The sequence below is a fragment of the Streptomyces sp. NPDC051041 genome, assembly GCF_044456065.1.
Taxonomy (GTDB): domain Bacteria; phylum Actinomycetota; class Actinomycetes; order Streptomycetales; family Streptomycetaceae; genus Streptomyces; species Streptomyces glaucus.
Map to the genome: position 1 here is coordinate 305,344 of NZ_JBITFM010000003.1, position 19,639 is coordinate 324,982.

The following is a 19,639-nucleotide window of genomic DNA, read 5'->3' on the forward strand; positions in this document are numbered from 1 at the left end:
ACTCCGCACGAGGAGCAGCACCCGCTGATACACGGGGCGGCGGGTGCCGCACGGCGGCGAGGGCACGGGGCGCTGCCGGACCGTCCCGGGGCCACGGCGCCGACGGCCCCCGGCGCGGACCGCCGGCTGCGCGGATGAGGACGCCGTCCGTGCCTCGTCACCCACTCGCCGGCAGGACCGTGCTCGTCACCGGCGCCGCCGGCGGCATCGGCACGGCCTGCGCGAGGGCGCTGCGGGCCCGGGGCGCGAACCTGGCGCTGGCCGGCCGCAGTGCTTCCTCGGTCGCGGCGCTCGCGCGCGAACTGGGCGAAGAGGGCACGCTGCCCCTGGGCGTGGACGTGACGGACCGGGCGGCGCTGGACGACGCGGTGGCCCGTACGGTGGACCGCTTCGGAAGGCTCGACGTCGTGTTCGCCAACGCGGGGATCGCCCCCGCGCGCCCCGCCACCATCGCCACCGTCGACCCGGCGGCGTTCGAGCGCGTGATCGAAGTGAACCTCCTGGGCGCCTGGCGTACCGTGCGGGCGGCGTTGCCCCAGATCATCGCCCACCGCGGTCACGTGCTGGTCAACGCGTCCGTCTACGCTTACGTCAACGGCGCGGTGAACTCCGCCTACGCGGCCTCCAAAGCCGCGGTCGAGCAGCTCGCCCGTGCTCTGCGCGTGGAGCTGAGCCCCCACGGGGCCACCGCCGGTGTCCTCTACCCGGGGTGGGTGCGGACCGGGATGGCCCGCCCGGCCTTCGGCGGGGACGACCTGGCCACCAGGATGCGCGAGGCCGGCTTTCCCGGTTCCTTCGCCGCGGCGATCCCCGCGGAGGCCGTCGCGAGACGCGTGGTGACGGGGATCGAGCGGCGCACCGCGAGGATCACGGTGCCCCGTCGCTGGCAGCCGGTCGGAATCCTGCGCGGCGTGGTCAACCCCTTCTGCGACCGCCTCCTGATCAGCAATCCCAGGTTCCGGCCGCTGCTGCGAGCGCTCGAGGACGGGATGTCCGGGGCCGCTTCCGCGGACGACGCATGAGGCCCCCGCGGCCGGGCGAGGGCGTGCTGGAGATCACCACGCCGCTGCTCGCCGCCGCCCCGGCGTTCGGCCTCCGCGTGGACTACGAGGTCCTCCTCGTCCTCCGCACGGCGGAGGAGTGGCGGCGCACCCGCCGGAACACCGCCTCCATCGTGTTCGGCGCCGAGCACACCGGCCGGAACGCCCCGCCCGCAAGCGGCGGTGCGGACCGGTCGAGCGCACGGGTTCCCGATGGGCCGACCGGCCGCCGGACACACCCGGGGGCCCTCTTCCGACCTTCCGACCTTCACCGTGAGGAGTTCCATGGCCGAGCTGGCTCAAGCCGTCGCCGTGATCGGCGCCGCCTGCCGCCTACCGGGCGGCATCAGTGACCTGGACGGGCTCTGGACCGCCCTGGTCAAGGGGGACGACCTGGTCGGGGAGGTCCCGCCGGACCGGTTCGACGCGGCGGACTTCCTGGACGGCGGCCGGCGCCGGCCCGGACGGTCCTACACCGTGGCGGGCGGCTTCCTGCCGGACATCCAGGGCTTCGACTGCGAGTACTTCCGCGGCATCTCCCCGCGAGAAGCGCAGCACATGGACCCGCAGCAGAGGATGCTGCTGGAGCTTGCGGTCGAGGCGCTGGACGACGCCGGGGTGGACCCGGCGGCCTGCGCGGGCGCCGACGGCGCGGTCTTCGTCGGCTGCTCCAGCCACGACTTCGGCCGTCTCGCGCAGGCCCGGCCCGCCCGGGGCGACGTCCACTCGATGACGGGCATCGCCCTGGCCAACACCGCCAACCGCATCTCGCACCTGCTGGACTGGCACGGGGAGAGCTTCGCGCTCGACACCGCCTGCTCCTCGGCCCTGACCGCGGTCCACCGGGCCTACGAGCACCTGTGCGCCGGCCGTACCCGCATGGCCCTCGCGGGCGGCATCAACATCCTGCTGGACCCCCGCGTGTTCGCCGGTTTCTCCGCCGCGTCCATGCTGTCGCCCACCGGCCGGTGCCGGGCCTTCTCGGCGGACGCGGACGGCTACGTCCGCTCCGAGGGCGGCGGCCTGCTGCTGCTCAAACGGCTGTCCGACGCCCTGGCCGACGGCGACCGCGTCCACGCGGTCATCCTCGGCAGCGGCGCCAACAACGACGGCCGCACCCCCGGCATCGCCCTGCCGAACGGGCAGGCGCAGCAGAGCCTCCTGACGGCCGCCTACGCCGCGGCGTCGGTGCACCCGGACCGCCTCGTCTACATGGAGGCCCACGGGACCGGCACCGCGATCGGCGACCCCGTCGAGTGCGAGGCCATCGGCCGCGCACTCGGGACCCGGCGCACCGTCGGCCCCCTGCCCATCGGCTCGGTGAAGACCAACCTGGGCCACCTGGAACCGGCCTCCGGGGTGCCCGGCCTGCTGAAGGCCATCCTGGTGCTGCGGCACGGCCTGGTGCCGCCCACCCTGCACGCCGAGCCGCTGAACCCGCGCATCGGCTTCCACGAACTCAACCTCGCCCCCACCGTCCGGCCGCACCGCGTCGAGGTGTCCCCCGACGCGGTCGTCGGTGTCAACTCGTTCGGCTTCGGCGGCGCCAACGCACACGTGCTGCTGGGCCCCGCCCCGTCCGGCCCCGGCCCGCGGGCGGCGGCCGGGGGCCCGCTGCCCGTCATGGTCACCGCCCGGGGCCGGGGCGCCCTCGCCGAGGCGTGCGGCCGGCTGGCCGAGCGCCTGGAGGAAGCCGACCCGGGCGCCTTCTACGGCATCGCCCACACCACGACGCGCCGCCGGGCCCGGCACGACCACCGCACCGTGGTGCTGGCCGAGACCGCGCAGGAGGCGGCGTCCGCCCTGACGGCGGCAGCCCGCGGCGAACGCCCGGCGCCGGGTTCGGCCACGGCCAGGACGGTGGCGCACGGCCGGGTGGCGTTCGCCTTCACCGGGAACGGATCGCAGTGGCCCGGCATGGGCGCCGAGCTGCTGCGCGCCGACCCCGTCTTCCGGCAGGCCGTGGAGAGGGCCGCGGGCGTCCTCGACGACCTGCTGGGATGGTCGGTGGTCGACGCGCTCGCGGCGGGCGACGCGCAGCGGCTGAAGTCCACCGGAACCGCCCAGCCGCTGCTGTTCGCCTACCAGCTCGGTGTCGTCGAGGTGCTCCGCGCGCACGGGGTGCGGCCGCAGGCCGTCGTCGGTCACAGCGTCGGGGAGATCGCCGCGGCCTGCGTGGCCGGAGCGCTCGACCTGGCGTCCGCCGCCCGCGTGGTCGCCGCGCGAAGCCGGGCCCAGGAGACCACGGCCGGCACGGGGCGCATGGCGGCCGTCGGACTGGGCGAGGAGGAGCTGGCGGCCGAACTCGCCCCCTACGGCGGCCGGCTCGAACTGGCCGGCGTCAACAGCAGGACCGACACCACGGTCGCCGGGCCGGGCGCCGACGTGGCGCTCCTCGGCCGGCACGTGCAGGAGCGCGGGGTGTTCGCACGCGAACTGGACCTCGACTACGCCTTTCACAGCGCCGCGATGGACCCGATCAGGGAGGCGCTGCTCACCGGCCTGGCCGGCCTGACGTCCACGGAGCCCGCGCTGCCGTTCGCCTCCACGGTGACCGGCAGCGTCCTGGACGCCGGCCCGCTGGACGCCGAGTACTGGTGGCGCAACGTCCGCGAGCCGGTGCGGTTCGCGCCGGCCGTCGAGGCGCTGGCCGCCCAGGGCTTCGACGTCTTCGTCGAGATCGGCCCGCACTCCGTCCTCGGCCCCTACCTGCGCCGGCTGACCCGGGGCGGCTCCCCGCCCGCCGCGGTGGTGAAGACCGGCTCCCGCCGGGCCGACGGCCCGGCGGCCCTCAGGGGAACCGTCGCCCACCTGCTGGCCGCCGGGGCCGCGGTCGACACCGACGGGCACTTCCCCCGGCCGGTCCCACCGGTGGAACTGCCCGCCTACCCGTGGCAGCGGGAGCGGTACTGGGAGGCCGAGCCCGGCTGGTGGTCCGGCATCGCCGGCGACGGCGTGTCCCTGCACCCGCTGCTCGGCCAGCGCGCCGTCACGGCCGGACCCGCCTGGCACGGCGTGCTGAGCACGGTGCGCAGCCCGTGGCTGTCCGAGCACCGGGTCGGCCGGACCACCGTGCTGCCGGCCACCGGGCACCTCGAGATCGCGCTCGCCGCAGGCCGTCACCTCCTCGACACGACCGTGCTGGAAGTCACCGACCTCTCCCTCACCAGCGCCTGCGTCCTGCCCGGCGAGGACAGCACCGACGACCTGCTGCTCCAGACCGGCCTGGAACCGCGGACCGGGACCGTGACCATCGCCGGCCGCACCGGACCGGAGGCGCCCTGGCAGCACCACGCGCAAGGACGGGTACGCCGCCTGCTGCGGCCGGCGCCCGCCCCCCTGGACCTGGCCGCGCTGCGCGACCGGCTCCACCCCGACCCCGTGCCCGCCGCCGCGCACTACCGGGGCCTGGCCGCCGGCGGCATCACGCACGGTCCGGCCTTCCAGGTCCTCACCGAGTTCCGGCTCGGCGAGGGGGAACTGCTCGCCTCCTACCGCACCGACCAGAGCACGGACGGCTACCTCGCCCACCCGGTGGTGACCGACGGCGCCCTCCAGGCCGGAGCCCCGCTCCTGGCCGGGGTGGCGGGGGAGGCGCTCTTCCTGCCCGTCCAGCTGGCGGCCGTGCGCCTGTGGCACCCGCCGGCCCCCGAGGGCCATCTGCACCTGCGGCTGGTCGGGGCGACCGGCCGGGAAGCCGTCTGGGACGTGTCGCTGACGGACCGGGACGGCCGGGTCTGCATGGAGCTGGAGGGCTGCCGGCTGCGCCGGTTCGACCAGCACGGCGGCACCCCCGCCGCACTGCAGGAACTCGTGCTCCGGGCGGCGCCACGGGGCGGCGCCGCGCCGGTGCGGCTGCCCGCCCCCGCCGAGCTGATGGCACGGACGGCCCCCGCCCGGGCGCGCCTGCGCGACCGCATCGACGACCGCTACGAGCAGGTGACGGCCCGCACCGGCCAGATCGCGGCGCTGTTCGCCCGGCGCGCCGTCGAGACGCTCCTGCCGGGCAGGACCGACTTCGGGCTCGACGACCTGTGCGAAGCCGGCGCGCTGCCGAAGTACCGGCCCTACCTCAGCCGGCTGGCCGCGACCATGTGCGCGTTCGGCCTCGCCGAACGGACCGCTCACGACCGCTGGCGGCTGACCGGAGGGACGACCGCCGCGGACCCGCTGGACCGGATCCGCCCCCTTCTCGCCGACCTGCCCGACGCGCTGACCCTGACCCTGCCGGGGCTGCGCTGCGGGCTGCGGCTCGCCCGCCTGCTGCGCGGGGCGGACGATCCCCGCGAGGTCCTCTTCGGCGAGACCGACCAGCACTTCCTCACCCAGCTCTACGGCACCGCGCCCCACCTGCGCCTGCACAACGCCTACGCCGGGAAGCTGCTGGGCGCGATGGCCGAGCACTGGCCCGCCGACCGGCCGCTGCGCGTCCTGGAAGTGGGCGCCGGGACCGGCGGCATGACCGGCGCGCTGCTGCCCGTACTGCCTCCCGAGCGCACCCGCTACCTGTTCACCGACCGCTCGGCCGGCTTCCTGGCGAAGGCGAAGGCCCGGTTCGCCGCGTACGACTTCGTCGAGTACGCCACCTTCGATCTCGACCACGACCCCGCCGGGCAGGGCATGCACGCGAACCAGTTCGACGTGGTGGTCGCCGCCAACGCGCTGCACACCGCCAAGGACCTGGGCGCCGCCGTCGACCGGCTCGCCGCGCTGCTCGCCGACCGGGGCATGCTGCTGGCGCTGGAGAGCCACGACAGCGACTGGGTGTCCACCTTCTTCGGCGTGCTGGACGACTACTGGGACTACACGGACACCGACCTGCGGCAGGACTCCCCCCTGCTGGCCCGCGAGCAGTGGAAGGCGCTGCTCGGCGCGCACGGATTCGACGCCGTGGCCTGCACCGGGGAGGCGCCGGACGCGGAGCGCGCGAGCGACTCGGTGATCCTCGCCCGGCGCGCGACCGCACCCGCGTCCCCCTGCCCGCCGCCCGCCACGGCGCCGCCGCCGGCCGGCCGGTGGCTGGTGGCGGCGGACGGCCCCGACGCGCTCCCCGGCCGGCTCGCCGGGGCGCTCGGCGCCCGGTCCCTGCCGCTCGACGGGCCGGACTGGGCCGCGGCCGTGCCGTCCGGGCCGGACTCCCGCGTGCACGCGGTCCTGCTGCTGGATCCCGCGGACCAGGCCGGACCGGCCGGCTCCGCCGCCCCGGCGCCCGACCCGGCCGCCGCGATCACCCGTGCCGCCTGCCGCGTCCGGGACGTGGTGGCCGCCCTCGGCACCTGCCGGGAGGCCTCGCTGTGGCTGGTCCTGCCCCCGACCGGTCTCTTCCCGGCCCCGGAGCGCCCCCGGGCGCCCGAGGCCGCCGCCCTCTGGGCGCTCGGCCGCACCGTCGCCGGCGAGCACCCCGGGATCGAGGTGCGGATGATCTCGCTGGAGCGTTCGGGGGACACCGGCCGGGACGCGGCACGGCTGCTCGCCGAGCTGCACGACCCCGGGGCCGAACGGGAGATCGTCCTGACCGGCGGCGGCCGCTTCGTCCCCCGGTTCACCACGGCCGCGCCGCCGGTCCGCCGGCAGGCCGACGGATACCGGCTGAGCCTGCGCGACCCCGGCATGGCCCACCGCCTGGTCTGGGAACCGCACGACGTCCCCGTTCCCTCGGCCGGCGAGGTGCTGGTCGCCGTACGGGCCGCCGCCCTGAACTACCGCGACGTGATGCTCGCCACCGGGCTGATCCCGGACGACCGGCCGGTACCCGGTCTCCGGGGCCCCGCCCTCGGGCTGGAGGGCGCCGGCGAAGTGGTCGCCGTCGGAGCGGGAGTGACCGGCCTCGTCCCCGGGGACCGCGTCTTCGGCAGCGGAGTCGGCTGGTTCGCCTCGCACGTCGTCGTCCGGGCCGAGCAGCTGGGCCGGGTCCCGGAGCGGATGTCCTTCGCCGAGGCGGCCACCCTGCCCGCCGTCTTCCTCACCGTCCAGTACGGGCTGGAGCGGCTGGCCCGCCTGCGCGCCGGAGAGCGGGTGCTGGTCCACGGAGCGGCCGGCGGGGTGGGCCTGGCCGCCCTGCAGTACGCGTGGTCCGTGGGCGCCGAGGTCATCGCGACCGCGGGGGCCCCGGCCAAGCGAGACCTGCTGCGGATGCTCGGTGTCCGGCACGTCCTGAACTCGCGGGACCTGCGCTTCGCCGAGGACGTCCGCGAGCTGACCGGCGGCCGCGGCGTCGACGTGGTGCTGAACTCGCTCGCGGGCGAGGCCATCGCACGCGGCCTGGAGTGCCTGGGCCCCGGCGGCCGGTTCGTCGAACTCGGCAAACGCGACCTCTACGCCAACACCCCCCTCCTGCTGGGCCCCTTCCGGCGCAACATCGCCTACTTCGGCGTCGACGTGGCGGCCCTGCCGGAGCAGCTGCCGCAGGTCGCGGCCGAGGAGTTCGCCGAACTGTGCCGCCGGGTCGCCGACGGCCGCTACCGGCCGCTGCCCCACCAGGTCCACCCCGCCGACGCGGTGCCCGAGGCGTTCCGCTCCCTGCGCCACTCCCACCACCTGGGCAAGATCGTCATCGAACTGGGCGAGCCGGTCCCGGTGGAACAGCCGGTGTCGCCGGCCGCCCCGGACCCCACCGGCAGCTACCTGGTCACCGGAGGCCTGAGCGGGCTCGGGGCGGCGCTGGCGGAGCACCTGGTGCGACAGGGGGCCCGGCACCTCGTCCTGGTCGGCCGGCGCGGCGCGGACTCCCCCGAGGCGCCGGCGCTGCTGAAGCGGCTGGCGGCGGCCGGGGCGCGGGTGACGGCGCTCGCCGCGGACGCGGCGGACCGCGAGGCGATGCGGCAGGCGATCGCCGACGCGGACGGCGCGGGGCATCCGGTGCGGGGCGTCCTGCACGCGGCGATGGTCCTCGACGACGCCCCGCTCGCCCAGCTGACGGCCGAACGCTTCGACGCCGTCCTGCACCCCAAGGTGCGCGGGGCCGCCGTCCTGTCCGACCTCACCCTCGACCGCGAGCTGGACTTCTTCCACGTGTGCTCCTCCGTGGCCGCCCTCGGCGGCAACAAGCTCCAGAGCGCCTACGTCGCCGCCAACGCCTACCTGGAGGCCCTGGTCCGGCGACGGCGCGCCCAGGGCCTGCCCGGGTCCGCCCAGGCCCTGGGCGGCGTCGCCGAGACCGGCTTCGTCGTCCGGACCGGCTTCGAACAGACGCTGCACCGCATGGGGTTCGGCTCGGTCACGCCGGCGGAGATCTGGCAGGCGTTCGAGAGGCAGCTCGGACACGGGCCCCACGTGGCGGTGTTCGGCCGGGTGGACTGGGAGAGGATGGGACAGCTGCTCGCCGGGCTGAACCGGCCGGCCTTCGCCGCGTGCCGGCAAGCCGCCGGCCGCGCGGGGGTCAGCCGCGCCGAGGCGCTGCGCTCCAGGCTCGCCGCGCTCTCCGGCGACGAGGCGGTCGAGGCGGTCTCCGCGGAGCTGGCGGCGCTGGTGGCCGAGGTCGCGCAGACCACCCCCGAGCGGGTCGACCGCACCTGCAAGCTGGACCAGCTGGGACTCGACTCGCTCATGGTCGTCGAACTCTCCGTCGCCGTGGACCGCGCGCTGGGATGCAACATCCCCGCGCTGGAACTGATGGCGGCGAGCTGCCTCGACGACCTGGCGCGCCGTGTCCTGCCGCTGGTCGCCGGAGGCGCCCGATGACCGGCCCGCAGGACCGCCCGGCGGTGCGGCTCGACGAACTGCCGTGGTGGCGGCCGCTGGTGGTGCAGGTCGCCGGGCGGCCCCACCCGGACGACACCGCGCTGGGCGTCTTCGTCCGCCAGCTCGCCGCGGCCTTCGAGGAACAGGGACACGCCGTCGTGGAGTCGTCGCACGGCGACGTCGACCTGCTGCTGATCGTCACGCACATCCCCGCCGGCCCGCGGCCCCTGCCCGACCGGGTTCCCGAGCAGAGCCCACCGCTGAGCGCCCGGACCTGCGGCGAACTCGGGCTGCGCGTGGGCTCGCGCCGGACGGTGGTGATCGCCCAGGTTCCCGAACGCCTCGCCGGCCTGCGGCACACCGAGGCGGTCGGGATCGGGCGGACCGTCATGGCGCGGACCGCGGCCCCCCGCGTGGTCCTGGTCAACCGCGACGGGCGGGAAGCCACCTTGTTCACCCTGGAAGGAGGCCATCCCACCGAGACCGGGCAGCCGGCCGACCGGATCCGCGACCGGCTGGTCACCGCCGCCTGCGCCCGGGACGTCGGCGACCGCTACGACGTGGTCCGCGACGCCCTGCCCGCCGCCGCCTGGGCCGCCTCCGAGGCACCGGGACACCTGGCGGCGGCCGGGCGGCGGATGGGCCGGCTCGGCCTGCTCCCCGAACCGGTCCGCATCGACCGCTACGTCTCGGCCGGCCTCGCCTCGCTGTACCGCGAGTACCTCGGCTGGAAGCGCCTCAGCGAGGGCATGCTGTTCCTCTACGACCCCGGCCTCGACGCCGTCGTGGTCACCGCCTCCGGCAGCTGGGACGTCGACAAGCGGGACCTGCGGGAGGACGAGGTGACCGTGCTCCGCCCCCGCAGCCGCGGCGACCGCCTGCGGGTCCTCGCCCCGGAGGGCCTCGTCCCCAAGGGGCCCTCGGTGGAGGCATGGGAGGTGTGCGCCCTGCTCTCCTCCGTGCCCACGGTCCGTCTGGGGCGGTCGGCGAGCGGGCACTGGGCCGTGGACCCCGACGGCGAGCGCACCGCCCCGCTCATCCGCGGCGGCGTGCACGCCCACGTGGGGGTCGACCGGGCCGACGCCGCGGTCATCGAGTCGGTGCCGCCCAACCGGGAGCTGTACCCGTACGGCTTCGGCTGCGGGACGGACCTGATGGCCGACGTGGCAGCCGACACCGTCGCCCGGTCGCGCGCCGTCAACGACGCCGCGGACCCCCGGCTGTACGTCCGCTGGCCGATGCTCTACCACGGCGAGATGGCGGTGGAACTGTGGAAGCCCGGCCTGCCCGAACGCCCGCTGCAAGGACTGCTGGACGCCTACGCCCACGCCGTCCGCTACACCCCCGATCACGTCGACCAGCCGCTGTGACACCGGAAGGAGGACAGCGCTCGTGACCTCTCCCGCCCCGCCCCCGCCCGCCGCCGGCCACTGGACCGTGCCCGCCGGCGCGGCGAGCACCTTCTCCTGGGAGTACGACGACGGCCGCGAACGACTGCTCGCGCTCTACCAGCGCGGCAAGGACCGGCAGTGGGACGCCGTACGCCGGATCGACTGGCGTCTCGACGTGAATCCCGACGACCCCCTGGGCACCCCCGACGAGGCGCTCCCGCTGCACGGCACCCCGTACTGGGAGCGCCTGGGACCCGAGCGGCGAAGCGAACTGCGGCGGCACTTCGCCGCCTGGCAGTTCAGCCAGTTCCTGCACGGCGAACAGGGCGCCATGATCTGCGCGGCCCGCATCGTGGAGACCACGCCCGGCCTGGACGCCAAGTTCTTCGCGGCGACCCAGACCATGGACGAGGCCCGCCACGTCGAGATCTTCTCCCGCTTCCTGCGGGAGAAGATCGGCTTGAGCTACCCGGTCGGCGACAGCCTGCGCACGCTGCTGGACGACACGCTGCGCGACTCCCGCTGGGACATGCCGTACCTGGGCATGCAGGTCCTCGTCGAAGGGCTGGCGCTGGCGGCGTTCGGACTGCTGCGGGACACCACCCGGCAGCCCCTTCCCCGGCACCTGCTCGCCTACGTCATGCAGGACGAGGCCCGCCACGTGGCCTTCGGCCGCATGGCCCTGAGGGACCACTACCGCGGCCTGACCGCGGGCGAACTGGCCGAGCGCGAGGAGTTCGTCGTCGAGGGCTGCCACCTGATGCGGAACCGGTTGCGCGGCACCGAGGTGCTGGAGAACTTCGGCGTGCCCCGTGCCGCGGCCGTGCGCATCACGGAGGAGAGCGGTGGCCTGCGTGCCTTCCGCCGGGCGCTGTTCTCCCGGATCGCGCCCTGCGTCAGGGACATCGGGCTGTGGAGCCCCGAGGTCCGGGAGGCGTTCGCCGAGCTGTGCGACGGGGACGTACGGGGGAGCGACCTGGACCGGCTGATGCGCCAGGACGACGAGATCGCCGAGGAGCTGGACGCGCGACGGTTCGCCGCCGAGGAGGCGGCGCGCGCCGCGGAGATCACCGAGATGATCGCCCTGGGGGAGGACACGGACCGGTGACCGCCGGTCCGCGGGCCGGGTGCGCGGGAGGGCACCGGTGGGCCCGGCGGCACGGCGCCGGCGCCGAGGGCGGCGGGACAGCGTCCGTGCGGCCGGGCCCGGCCGACGGTGGTGCGTTCGCCGAGGCGGGCGGGGTCTTTGCCGGCGGTCCGCGGGGAGCGCCGCCGGGCGGTGGTGTCAGCTCGGGGCCGGCTGGGGGACCCGGCGGTGCGGGGCGCGGACGGCGGGACACGCGCGGGGCGCCGGGCGGAGGGCGTGGGCGAAGGAGGCGACGAGCTCGCCCGCCTGGCCGGGGCCCTGGGTGAGCGCGCGGACGACGGGGGTGCCGATCACGACGGCGTCGACCAGGGGGGCGACGTCGGCCGCGCGGCGGGGCGTGGAGATGCCGACGCCGGAGACGACCGGGAGCGGGCCGGCCCGGCGCAGGCGCCGCACGGCCGCGGCCAGGGCCGGCACGTCGAGCGGGCCGCGGTAGCCGGTGGGGGCGGCGCTGGCGGGGGCGTAGAGCCATCCGGAGGCGTGCGCGGCGATCGCGGCCAGCTGGCGCGGGGGAGTCGCGCGCAGGGCGAGGCGCGGCGCGGTGAGGCCGAGCGTGGCGGTGAGGCGGTGCCAGGCGCCGGCTTCCTCGTCGGGCAGGTCGACGACCATCACGCCGGCGGCGCCGGCTTCCCGCAGGGAGCGGGCCAGCCTCTCGGGGCCGTGGCGGCGGACGGGTTCCCAGTAGGTCATGACCACGGCCGGTGCGTGGCCGGCGGCGGGGGGGGGGGGGGGGGGCGGGCGGGGGGGGGGGGGGGCCGCGCGGGGGGGGGGGCCCGGGGGGGGGGGGGGGGGGGGTCGGGGGGGGGGGGGGGGGGGGGGGGTGGGGGGGGGGGGGGGGGGGGGTCCCGGGGGGGGGGCCGGGGGGGGGGGGGGGGGGGGGGGGGGGGCTGGCCGGGGGGGGGGGGGGGGCCCCCCACGGCTCCTTCGTCCAGGATGCGGCGGTAGGCGGACTGGATGACGGGTCCGTCGAGGAAGGGCGTGTGGTGGGGGAGGCCCACTTCGAACAGGTCGGCGCCGGCCGCGGCGAGACGGGCGAGGGTCCGGCGTTCGGCGGCCGGCGGGTACAGGCCGGCGGGGACGAACACGCCGAGGCCGCAGCGCGGTTGGCCGAGGGCGTTCTGGAGGGCTTGAGCAGGGGTGGGCATGGTGTCTTTCGTGTCCGAGATGCTGGGCCGCCGGAAAGCGGGCGGCACCGCACTAACGGCGGTACGGGGGTGTGCGTGGCGGTGCCTCCCGAAATGGGGCCCTGCGCCGGTATCGGCGGGCGCGCGCGACCGCGTGGCGGCGGTCCGGCGGGCGCGGTCCGGCGGGCCTCGCGCCGGTCGTGCCGGGGGACTTCGGCCGCGTCGCGGATCCGGCCGGCGGGCCGCGGCAGGCCGCGGCCGTCTCGTCCCCGGCGCGGACGCCGACGGCGCGACGAACCGGATGCGGCTTCGGGCGCGCTCCTCCGCCGCGCGTGACGAGGCGGCGCCCCCGGAGGACCCGCGCGTGTGCCCGCGCGGCGGGTCCCCGGCCGAGCGGGCGGCCCGTTCGGCCGCTGTGCCGCGGGCACCCCCCGAAGCGGGCGCCCCTCCCGCCGCCGCACGGACCGGCGTCGACGGTCCGGCGGCGCCGGCCGGGTCGACCGGCGTGGCGAGAAATGAAGGGAGTGGATCTTCCCTTACAGGGCGATAAGCCCGTTTCTGCGGGCCGTATTCCCTTGTGACGTCGAATGCATTTTCGGTGTCCGTGCGCTGTATGGCTAATATCAGGCCACCAACCGCTACTGTCTGGCGCTTTTTCGTCACAGGTGCGGCTGATCAGTGACGAGGAGAGTGTCCTGCGGGTGAGCGGATCGAACAGGGGCGGACGGCGCGGAACGGACAGTGCGCGGACCGGCCGCCGACGGAGGGGCGCGGCGGACAGACGGCCGCGGACGGCCGGCGAACGGCGTCTGCCGCTGCGCACGGTGCTGCTGGTGCTGCTGCTCGTGCCGAGCGTGGCGCTGGTCTCGCTGTGGGGCCTGGCCACGTACGAACTGGGCAGCGAGTACCGGGAGCAGTCCGTCCAGCACGACCTGAAGACGACCGTGGGCCCGCTGAACGCGGCGCTGTTCAACTCCCTGGAGCGGGAACGGCGGCTGACCCAGGAGGTGCTGGCCTCCCCCCGGGCGTCCCGGACCGCCCTGATCCGGCAGCGCACGGTCACCGACCGCGCCCTGCGCGCCTTCGAGCCGCTGACCTCCGCCGACACCAGGGACGGCCAGCGCGGCCTGGCCGCCGCGATCTCCCGGGCCGTGCGGGTGACCGGCCGGCTCGCGCAGGAGCGCCGCGCGGTGGACGCCGGGACCGCCGACGCGGACCGGGCGTTCGCCTACTACACCGAGGCCATCGAAGCCGGCACCGGGGTCTTCGCGGCGATCTCCCACGGCGCCAACGGTGAGGTGACCGGCCTGTCCGAGGTCCTGTTCGACCTGAACGGGGTCGTGGACATGATCGGCCGTGAGGACGCGGTGCTGGCTCGCGGCTGGGCCTCGGGCCGGCTGTCCGCCGAGGACTACGACCTGGTCATCGACGCCATCGGCACCCACGAGTACCTGCTCGAGTCGCGTGTGGTGCCGAACCTGAGCGCCGAGGAGAGCCGGCTGTACACGGCGATGACCCGGAGCGAGGCGTGGAAGACGCGGGTCGCGCTGGAGGAGCGGCTGCAGGCCGCCGACGGCGACGGCATCGCGCTGTCCCCGGCCCGCGCCCGGCAGTGGCGGACCGCGACGGACGGCTCGCTCGCCCGCCTCGAACAGCTCATCGGCGTGCACAGCCAGGTCTCCAACGCCGCCGGCGCCGCCGCCGTGCAGGAGCTGAGGCTGTACCTGTACGCCACCGCCGCCCTGGGCCTGCTCGCGGTCACCTTGGTCGTGCTGGTCACCTGGCGGCTGACCACGCTCCTGCGCCGGCGCATCCTGGCCGTGCACGGCCAGGCGCAGGACCTGGAACAGCGGCTGCCGCACGTGGTCGCCCGGCTGGAACAGGGCGAGGACGTGGACGTGGACGCCGAGGTGCCGGAACTGTCCCCGGCCCCGGACGAGTTCGGCCAGCTGAGCCGGGCGCTGAACCTGGCCAGCCGCACCGCGGTGCACACCGCGGTGCGCCAGGCGGAGCAGCACCGCGGCTTCGAGCGGCTGCTGCAGCGCATCGCGCGCCGCACCCAGCTGCTGATCGGCCTGCAGCTGAAGAAGCTGGACCAGCTGGAGCGCCGGCACGAGGACCCGCAGGTGCTGGAGGGCCTGTTCGACCTGGACCACCTCACCGCCCGGCTGCGCCGCTACGAGGAGAACCTGGTGATCCTCGCCGGCGGCCAGCCCCGGCGCCGCTGGCGCAGACCGGTGCCGCTGCTGGACGTCCTGCGCGCCGCGCAGGGCGAGGTCCAGGACTACCGGCGCATCGAGATCGACGTCGAGGGCCGGCCGTGGATCTCCGAGCGGGCGGTGGGACCGCTGATCCACATCCTGGCCGAGCTGATGGAGAACGCGACCGCGTTCTCCAAGCCGCCGGCTCCGGTCGAGATCAAGGCGACGCCGGTCAGCCGGGGCATCGCGGTGGAGATAGAGGACCGCGGACTGGGCATGGAGGCCGAGCAGTACGAGGCCGCCAACGCCCTGATGCAGGCGCCCCCGCAGATGGACGTGATGACCCGCGCCGACGACGTGCGCCTGGGCCTGTACGTGGTGGCCCGCCTGTCGAAGACCCTGGGCCTGCAGGTGGAACTGCGGCCGTCGGCGTTCGGCGGCACCCGCGTCATCGTCCTCGTCCCGCAGGACCTCGTGGCCGAGCGGCCCCGGTCGGTGCCGGACGCGGCCGGCGGCCCGTCGCCGAACGACGCCGCCCCCCTCCCCCCGCAGCACCGGCACGCCGGCCCCCGCCCCGCGGACGGCCCCCGCCGCGCGGACGGCCCGGACGGCCTGCCGGTACGGTCGCGGGGACAGGCGATGGCCGACGTCACCGCGCAGGCACCGGCCCCCGCGGGTCCCCCGGACCCGCAGACCGGGCCCGTACCGCTGCCCCGCCGGACGCGCCAGGCCAGCCTGGTGGCCGAACTGCGCGCGCCGGTCCCGCCGGACCCCACGGCCGCCCCGGCCCCGCCCGGCGCCCCGGCCCGCTCCGGCGCCACCATCGGCGCCTTCCAGCGGCAGTCCCGCAAGAACCGCGCCGGCGCGCGGCCGCCCGCGCCCGGCACCGACCAGCCCGAACCGCTCACGACGGAAGACCGAGGATGACTCAGCGAACCACCGCCACCGACGCAGACCTGGACTGGCTCCTCGACGGACTGGTCGACCAGGTCGCCGGCACCCGGCATGCCATCGTGCTGTCCGACGACGGCCTGGTGATCAGCCGCTCGAGAACCGTCGAGCGCTCCGACGCCGAGCGCCTGGCCGCGATCGCCACCGGTCAGCAGAGCCTGGCCCGTGGCGTCGGACAGCTCTTCCAGGGCGGCCCGGTCCACCAGGTCATCGTCGAGATGGCCGATCTGTGGCTGTTCATCACCGCGGCCGGCCGAGGCACCCACCTGGCCGTGGTCGCCTCCCAGGAGGTCGACGCCGAAGTGATGGCGGTCGCCATGCACACCCTGGTCCAGCAGGTGGGCCAGAAGCTGGGCACCGACGCGCGCGTCCCGCAGTCCGACCCGTCCCCGCCCGCCGCCCCCGGGGCCGGCGCATGAGGCACTGGACGGAGGACCTGGAGGACGACGACGCCGACGAACCGCTGGTCCGTCCCTACACCATCACCGGCGGCCGTACCACCGCCGGCCGCGACGACCTGACCCTGATCACTCTGATCACGGCACGGACCGCGCCCGGCACGGACACCGCGGCCGGCCGGTCCGCCCTGCAGCCGGAACACCGCACCATCCTGCGCCTGTGCGCGCGCAGGCCCGTCGCGGTGGCCGAAATCGCCGCCGGGCTGGACCTGCCGGTGTCGGTGACCAAGATCCTCATCGGCGACCTGATCGACGCCGGCCGGGTACGGGCCCGGCCGCCCCTGGCCTTCGCGCACAACGGCACCCTCCCCGACATGACGATCCTTGAGGCGGTGAGAGATGGGCTCCGCGGGCTCTGATCCGGCGCAGACGGCCCAGGCCGTGAAGATCCTGATCGCCGGCGGCTTCGGCGTGGGCAAGACCACCCTGGTCGGCGCGGTCAGCGAGGTCGCCCCCCTGCACACCGAGGAATACCTGACCCGTGCCAGCGTCGGCGTGGACGACCTGGTCGGCATCGACGCCAAGACCACCACCACCGTCGCCCTGGACTTCGGACGGATCACCATCAGCGACGAACTGGTGGTCTACCTGTTCGGCACCCCCGGCCAGGAACGCTTCTGGTTCATGTGGAACGACCTGGTGCACGGCGCCCTGGGAGCGGTGGTGCTGGTCGACACCCGCCGCCTGGAGGTCAGCTTCGCCTCCATCGACTTCTTCGAGAGCCGCGGCGTCCCGTTCGTCGTCGCGGTCAACTGCTTCCACAACGTCCGCGACCGCACGCTCCAGGAAGTCCGCAGTGCCCTGGACCTGGACCCGCAGGTCCCCCTGGTGATGTGCGACGCGCGCGAACGGGCCGAAGGCCGGGACGTCCTGCTCACCCTGATCGAACACCTCATGGCCCGCCACTCCGCACCCCGGCCGGCCGTGTGACCCCCGCCCGTGCCGCCTCCTCCCGGAGCGCGGCACGGCCCGGTTCCCTGCCGTGACCGGCGGCAGCGCGGCGGCCGTCCTCCCCGTACGGAGCAGGACGTCCCGGAACCCCTCGGAGTCCGGCCGCGCGCTGCGGTGGCGGCCCGGTGCCCGCTCCCGGGCCGCGGTGTCCTCGACCGGGACCCCGCGCAGGACATCACGGCGCAGTCCGCCGCTCCCCGACGGCGCGACCGCCGCCGGCGCGGCCCGGCCCCGGCCTCTCGCCCGGGCCGGCGTCCGGGACCGCGCGGAGCCGTGCCCGGGTCGCCGCCCGGGGGACCGTCGGAGGGCCCGCCTCGCGTTCCCCCTGTCCCGTCCGTTGACAGGACGTCACCCCGCTCCCATCATGGGAGCGCTCCCATCGGCGGGTCCGACCGCCACCCCGCCCGTGCACGACCGCACCGCGTCCCCGCACCGTCCCCGTGCCGCCGGCGCGGAACGTCCTGCTGCCGCGTCGGCGCCCCGCCCGTCCGGCCGCACGGTCCGGCACCCGCCGCCCCGCCCGTGCCGCCGGACCCCGAGGGAGGAACCCATGCCCTTACCGCACAGATCCGGCCGTCCGGCCGGTACCGGCCCCCGCCGCCCCACCCGCGCCGCCGCCGTCCTGGCCGCCGCGCTCGCCCTGCTGTCCCCGCCGATCGCCGCCGGCGCCGCGTCCGCCGCGCAGGAGGAGGCCCCCGCCGCGGATGCCGTCGTCCGGGTCAACACGCAGGCGTCGCTGGGCCGCATGCCCGACACCGCGCGCGGCGTCAACGCCGCCGTCTGGGACGCGCACATGAACGATCCCGAGGTCGCGGACCTGATGCGGGCGGCCGACGTCGGGGCGATGCGCTACCCCGGCGGTTCGTACGCGGACATCTACCACTGGGAGACGCACACGGCGCCCGGCGGGTACGTCGCCCCCGGCACCGGCTTCGACTCCTTCATGGGCACCGTCCGCGCCGCCGGCGCCCAGCCGATCCTGATCGCCAACTACGGCTCCGGCACGCCCGAGGAGGCGGCCGGCTGGGTCCGGTACGCGAACGTCACCAAGGACTACGGCGTGCGGTACTGGGAGATCGGCAACGAGATCTACGGCAACGGCCACTACGGCAACGGCTGGGAGCACGACGAGCACGAGGACAAGAGCCCCCGCGAGTACGCCCGTCAGGTCCGCGCCTACGCCGCGGCCATGAAGGCCGTCGACCCCGCCGTCAGGATCGGCGCGGTCCTCACCACCCCGGGCCACTGGCCGGACGGCGTCGTCGGCGAGGGCGACCCGGGCGACTGGAACCACACCGTGCTCTCCGAGGTCACCGACGTCATCGACTTCGTGAGCGTCCACTGGTACGCGGGCGGCTCCGACACCACCGCCGAGGCCGCCATGACCAGGCTGGCCAGGCTGCCCGGCGAACTGCGGGAGGTGCGCAACCAGATCGACCGGTACGCGGGCGCCGACTCGTCGCGCATCGGCATCGCCCTCACCGAGATCAACACCAACACCGGGGGCGCCCTGCTCACCGCCCGTCCCAACGGCCTGTTCGCCGCCGACGCCTTCCTGACGGCCCTGGAGAACGGCGTCTTCACCGTCGACTGGTGGAACACCCACAACGGCCCGGGCCGGATCACCACCGTCGACGGCGAGACCGACTACGGCGACATGGGGATGCTGTCCAGCGGCGGCTGCACCGGCGACGTCTGCGAACCACCGCCGAACACGCCGTTCCACCCCTACTACGGCATGAAGATGACCAGCGAACTGGGCACCGCGGGCGACACCCTGGTCGCCGCCGCGTCCTCCGCGCAGGACGTCTCCGCGCACGCCGTGCACCGCCGCGACGGGCGGCTGAGCGTCCTGCTCGTCAACAAGGACCCGGACGCCGCCCGGACCGTGGACCTCGAGTACGCGGGCTTCACCCCGTCCGCCGCCGCGCCCGAGGCCAGCCGCTACGCGCGCGGCGACAGCGACATCACCGACGTCACCGGCGGCGCGGCGTCCGCCTCCCGGGTCACCGTGCCGCCGTACGGGATGCTCGCCGTCACCCTCACCCCGCGGGCGGGCACCGGACCCGGTGCCTCCGACGCCGAGGCCCCCGGGGCCCCGCGGCTGGAGGAGGCGACCGACACCACCGCGCGCCTGTCCTGGGAGGGCGCGCGGGGCGCCGCCCGCTACCTGGTCCAGGAGCGCGACGGCGCCCACACCCGGCTGGTCGGCGAGACCACCGGCACGTCCGTGACCCTGCGGAACCTGCCCCCGGGCAGCACCCACACGGTCAACGTGCTGGCGGCCGACGCCTCGGGGCGGCTCTCCGCCCCGTCCACTCCGTTGACCTTCACCACCGGCACCCCGCCGGACGCCGCCTGCGCGGTGACCTACCACCGCGACACGAGCTGGGGCAACGGCTTCGTGGCCACGGTCACCGTCCGGAACCTCTCGGACGCCCCGGTCACCGGCTGGACCGTGGACTGGGACTGGCCGACCGACCGCCAGTCGGTGTCCTCCGGCTGGAACGCCGCGTTCCACCAGACCGGCCGGCACGTACGGGTGACCGCCCCCGAGGGCGCGGGACCGCTGGCCCCGGGCGGCGGGTCGACGGCCTCGTTCGGTTTCGTCGGCGCCAACGACGGGCCCAACCCGGAGCCGACGGTCTTCCGCCTCAACGGCGCCGTCTGCTCGGGCGGCTGACCCCGTCACGCCC

General features: G+C 75.9%; 11 protein-coding genes. 9 read left to right on the forward strand and 2 right to left on the reverse strand.

What is annotated here, in order from left to right; genetic code table 11:
* Positions 1-149 precede the first annotated feature (149 nt).
* The 4 genes from ACIBAI_RS07545 (at position 150) to ACIBAI_RS07560 (ending at position 11,219) form a co-directional block, all read left to right on the forward strand.
* Positions 150-1,022 carry a short-chain dehydrogenase/reductase gene (locus ACIBAI_RS07545; protein ID WP_399031837.1) on the forward strand — a complete coding sequence of 291 codons (873 nt, stop codon included), beginning with the start codon at positions 150-152 and terminating at the stop codon, positions 1,020-1,022.
* Between the two features lie 303 nt (positions 1,023-1,325).
* A complete protein-coding gene (locus ACIBAI_RS07550) occupies positions 1,326-8,720 on the forward strand; it encodes an SDR family NAD(P)-dependent oxidoreductase (protein ID WP_399031839.1) in 7,395 nt (2,464 codons plus the stop codon).
* Positions 8,717-10,090, forward strand: a complete 1,374-nt coding sequence (locus tag ACIBAI_RS07555) for a hypothetical protein (protein WP_399031841.1) — start codon at positions 8,717-8,719, stop codon at positions 10,088-10,090. Before ACIBAI_RS07550 ends, ACIBAI_RS07555 begins: the two co-directional genes overlap by 4 nt.
* Positions 10,091-10,112: 22 nt before the next feature.
* Positions 10,113-11,219 (forward strand): diiron oxygenase, encoded by a 1,107-nt coding sequence (locus ACIBAI_RS07560; protein ID WP_399031843.1) that lies wholly within the window; start codon positions 10,113-10,115, stop codon positions 11,217-11,219.
* Between the two features lie 177 nt (positions 11,220-11,396).
* On the opposite strand, the gene ACIBAI_RS07565 is transcribed toward ACIBAI_RS07560, so the two are convergent.
* On the reverse strand, positions 11,397-11,954 hold the full coding sequence (locus ACIBAI_RS07565) for a tryptophan synthase subunit alpha (protein WP_399031845.1): 558 nt from the start codon (positions 11,952-11,954) through the stop codon (positions 11,397-11,399).
* Complete coding sequence (locus ACIBAI_RS07570) at positions 11,945-12,403, reverse strand: tryptophan synthase subunit alpha (protein WP_399031846.1); 459 nt, start codon at positions 12,401-12,403, stop codon at positions 11,945-11,947. The genes ACIBAI_RS07565 and ACIBAI_RS07570 overlap by 10 nt, the downstream gene beginning before the upstream one ends.
* An 803-nt stretch (positions 12,404-13,206) precedes the next feature.
* Between ACIBAI_RS07570 and ACIBAI_RS07575 the strand changes: the two genes are divergently transcribed.
* The 5 genes from ACIBAI_RS07575 (at position 13,207) to ACIBAI_RS07595 (ending at position 19,626) form a co-directional block, all read left to right on the forward strand.
* Entirely contained in the window at positions 13,207-15,510 is a 2,304-nt protein-coding gene (locus ACIBAI_RS07575) for a nitrate- and nitrite sensing domain-containing protein (protein WP_399031847.1), read from the forward strand.
* A complete protein-coding gene (locus ACIBAI_RS07580; protein WP_399031849.1) occupies positions 15,507-15,953 on the forward strand; it encodes a roadblock/LC7 domain-containing protein in 447 nt (148 codons plus the stop codon). The genes ACIBAI_RS07575 and ACIBAI_RS07580 overlap by 4 nt, the downstream gene beginning before the upstream one ends.
* Positions 15,950-16,351, forward strand: a complete 402-nt coding sequence (locus ACIBAI_RS07585; RefSeq protein WP_399031850.1) for a DUF742 domain-containing protein — start codon at positions 15,950-15,952, stop codon at positions 16,349-16,351. Before ACIBAI_RS07580 ends, ACIBAI_RS07585 begins: the two co-directional genes overlap by 4 nt.
* The gene (locus ACIBAI_RS07590; RefSeq protein ID WP_399031852.1) at positions 16,332-16,922 is read left to right on the forward strand and encodes a GTP-binding protein; all 591 of its coding nucleotides are present in this window, start codon (positions 16,332-16,334) and stop codon (positions 16,920-16,922) included. Before ACIBAI_RS07585 ends, ACIBAI_RS07590 begins: the two co-directional genes overlap by 20 nt.
* Before the next feature lie 571 nt (positions 16,923-17,493).
* A complete protein-coding gene (locus ACIBAI_RS07595; RefSeq protein WP_399031854.1) occupies positions 17,494-19,626 on the forward strand; it encodes a cellulose binding domain-containing protein in 2,133 nt (710 codons plus the stop codon).
* The last annotated feature ends 13 nt before the right edge of the window (positions 19,627-19,639 follow it).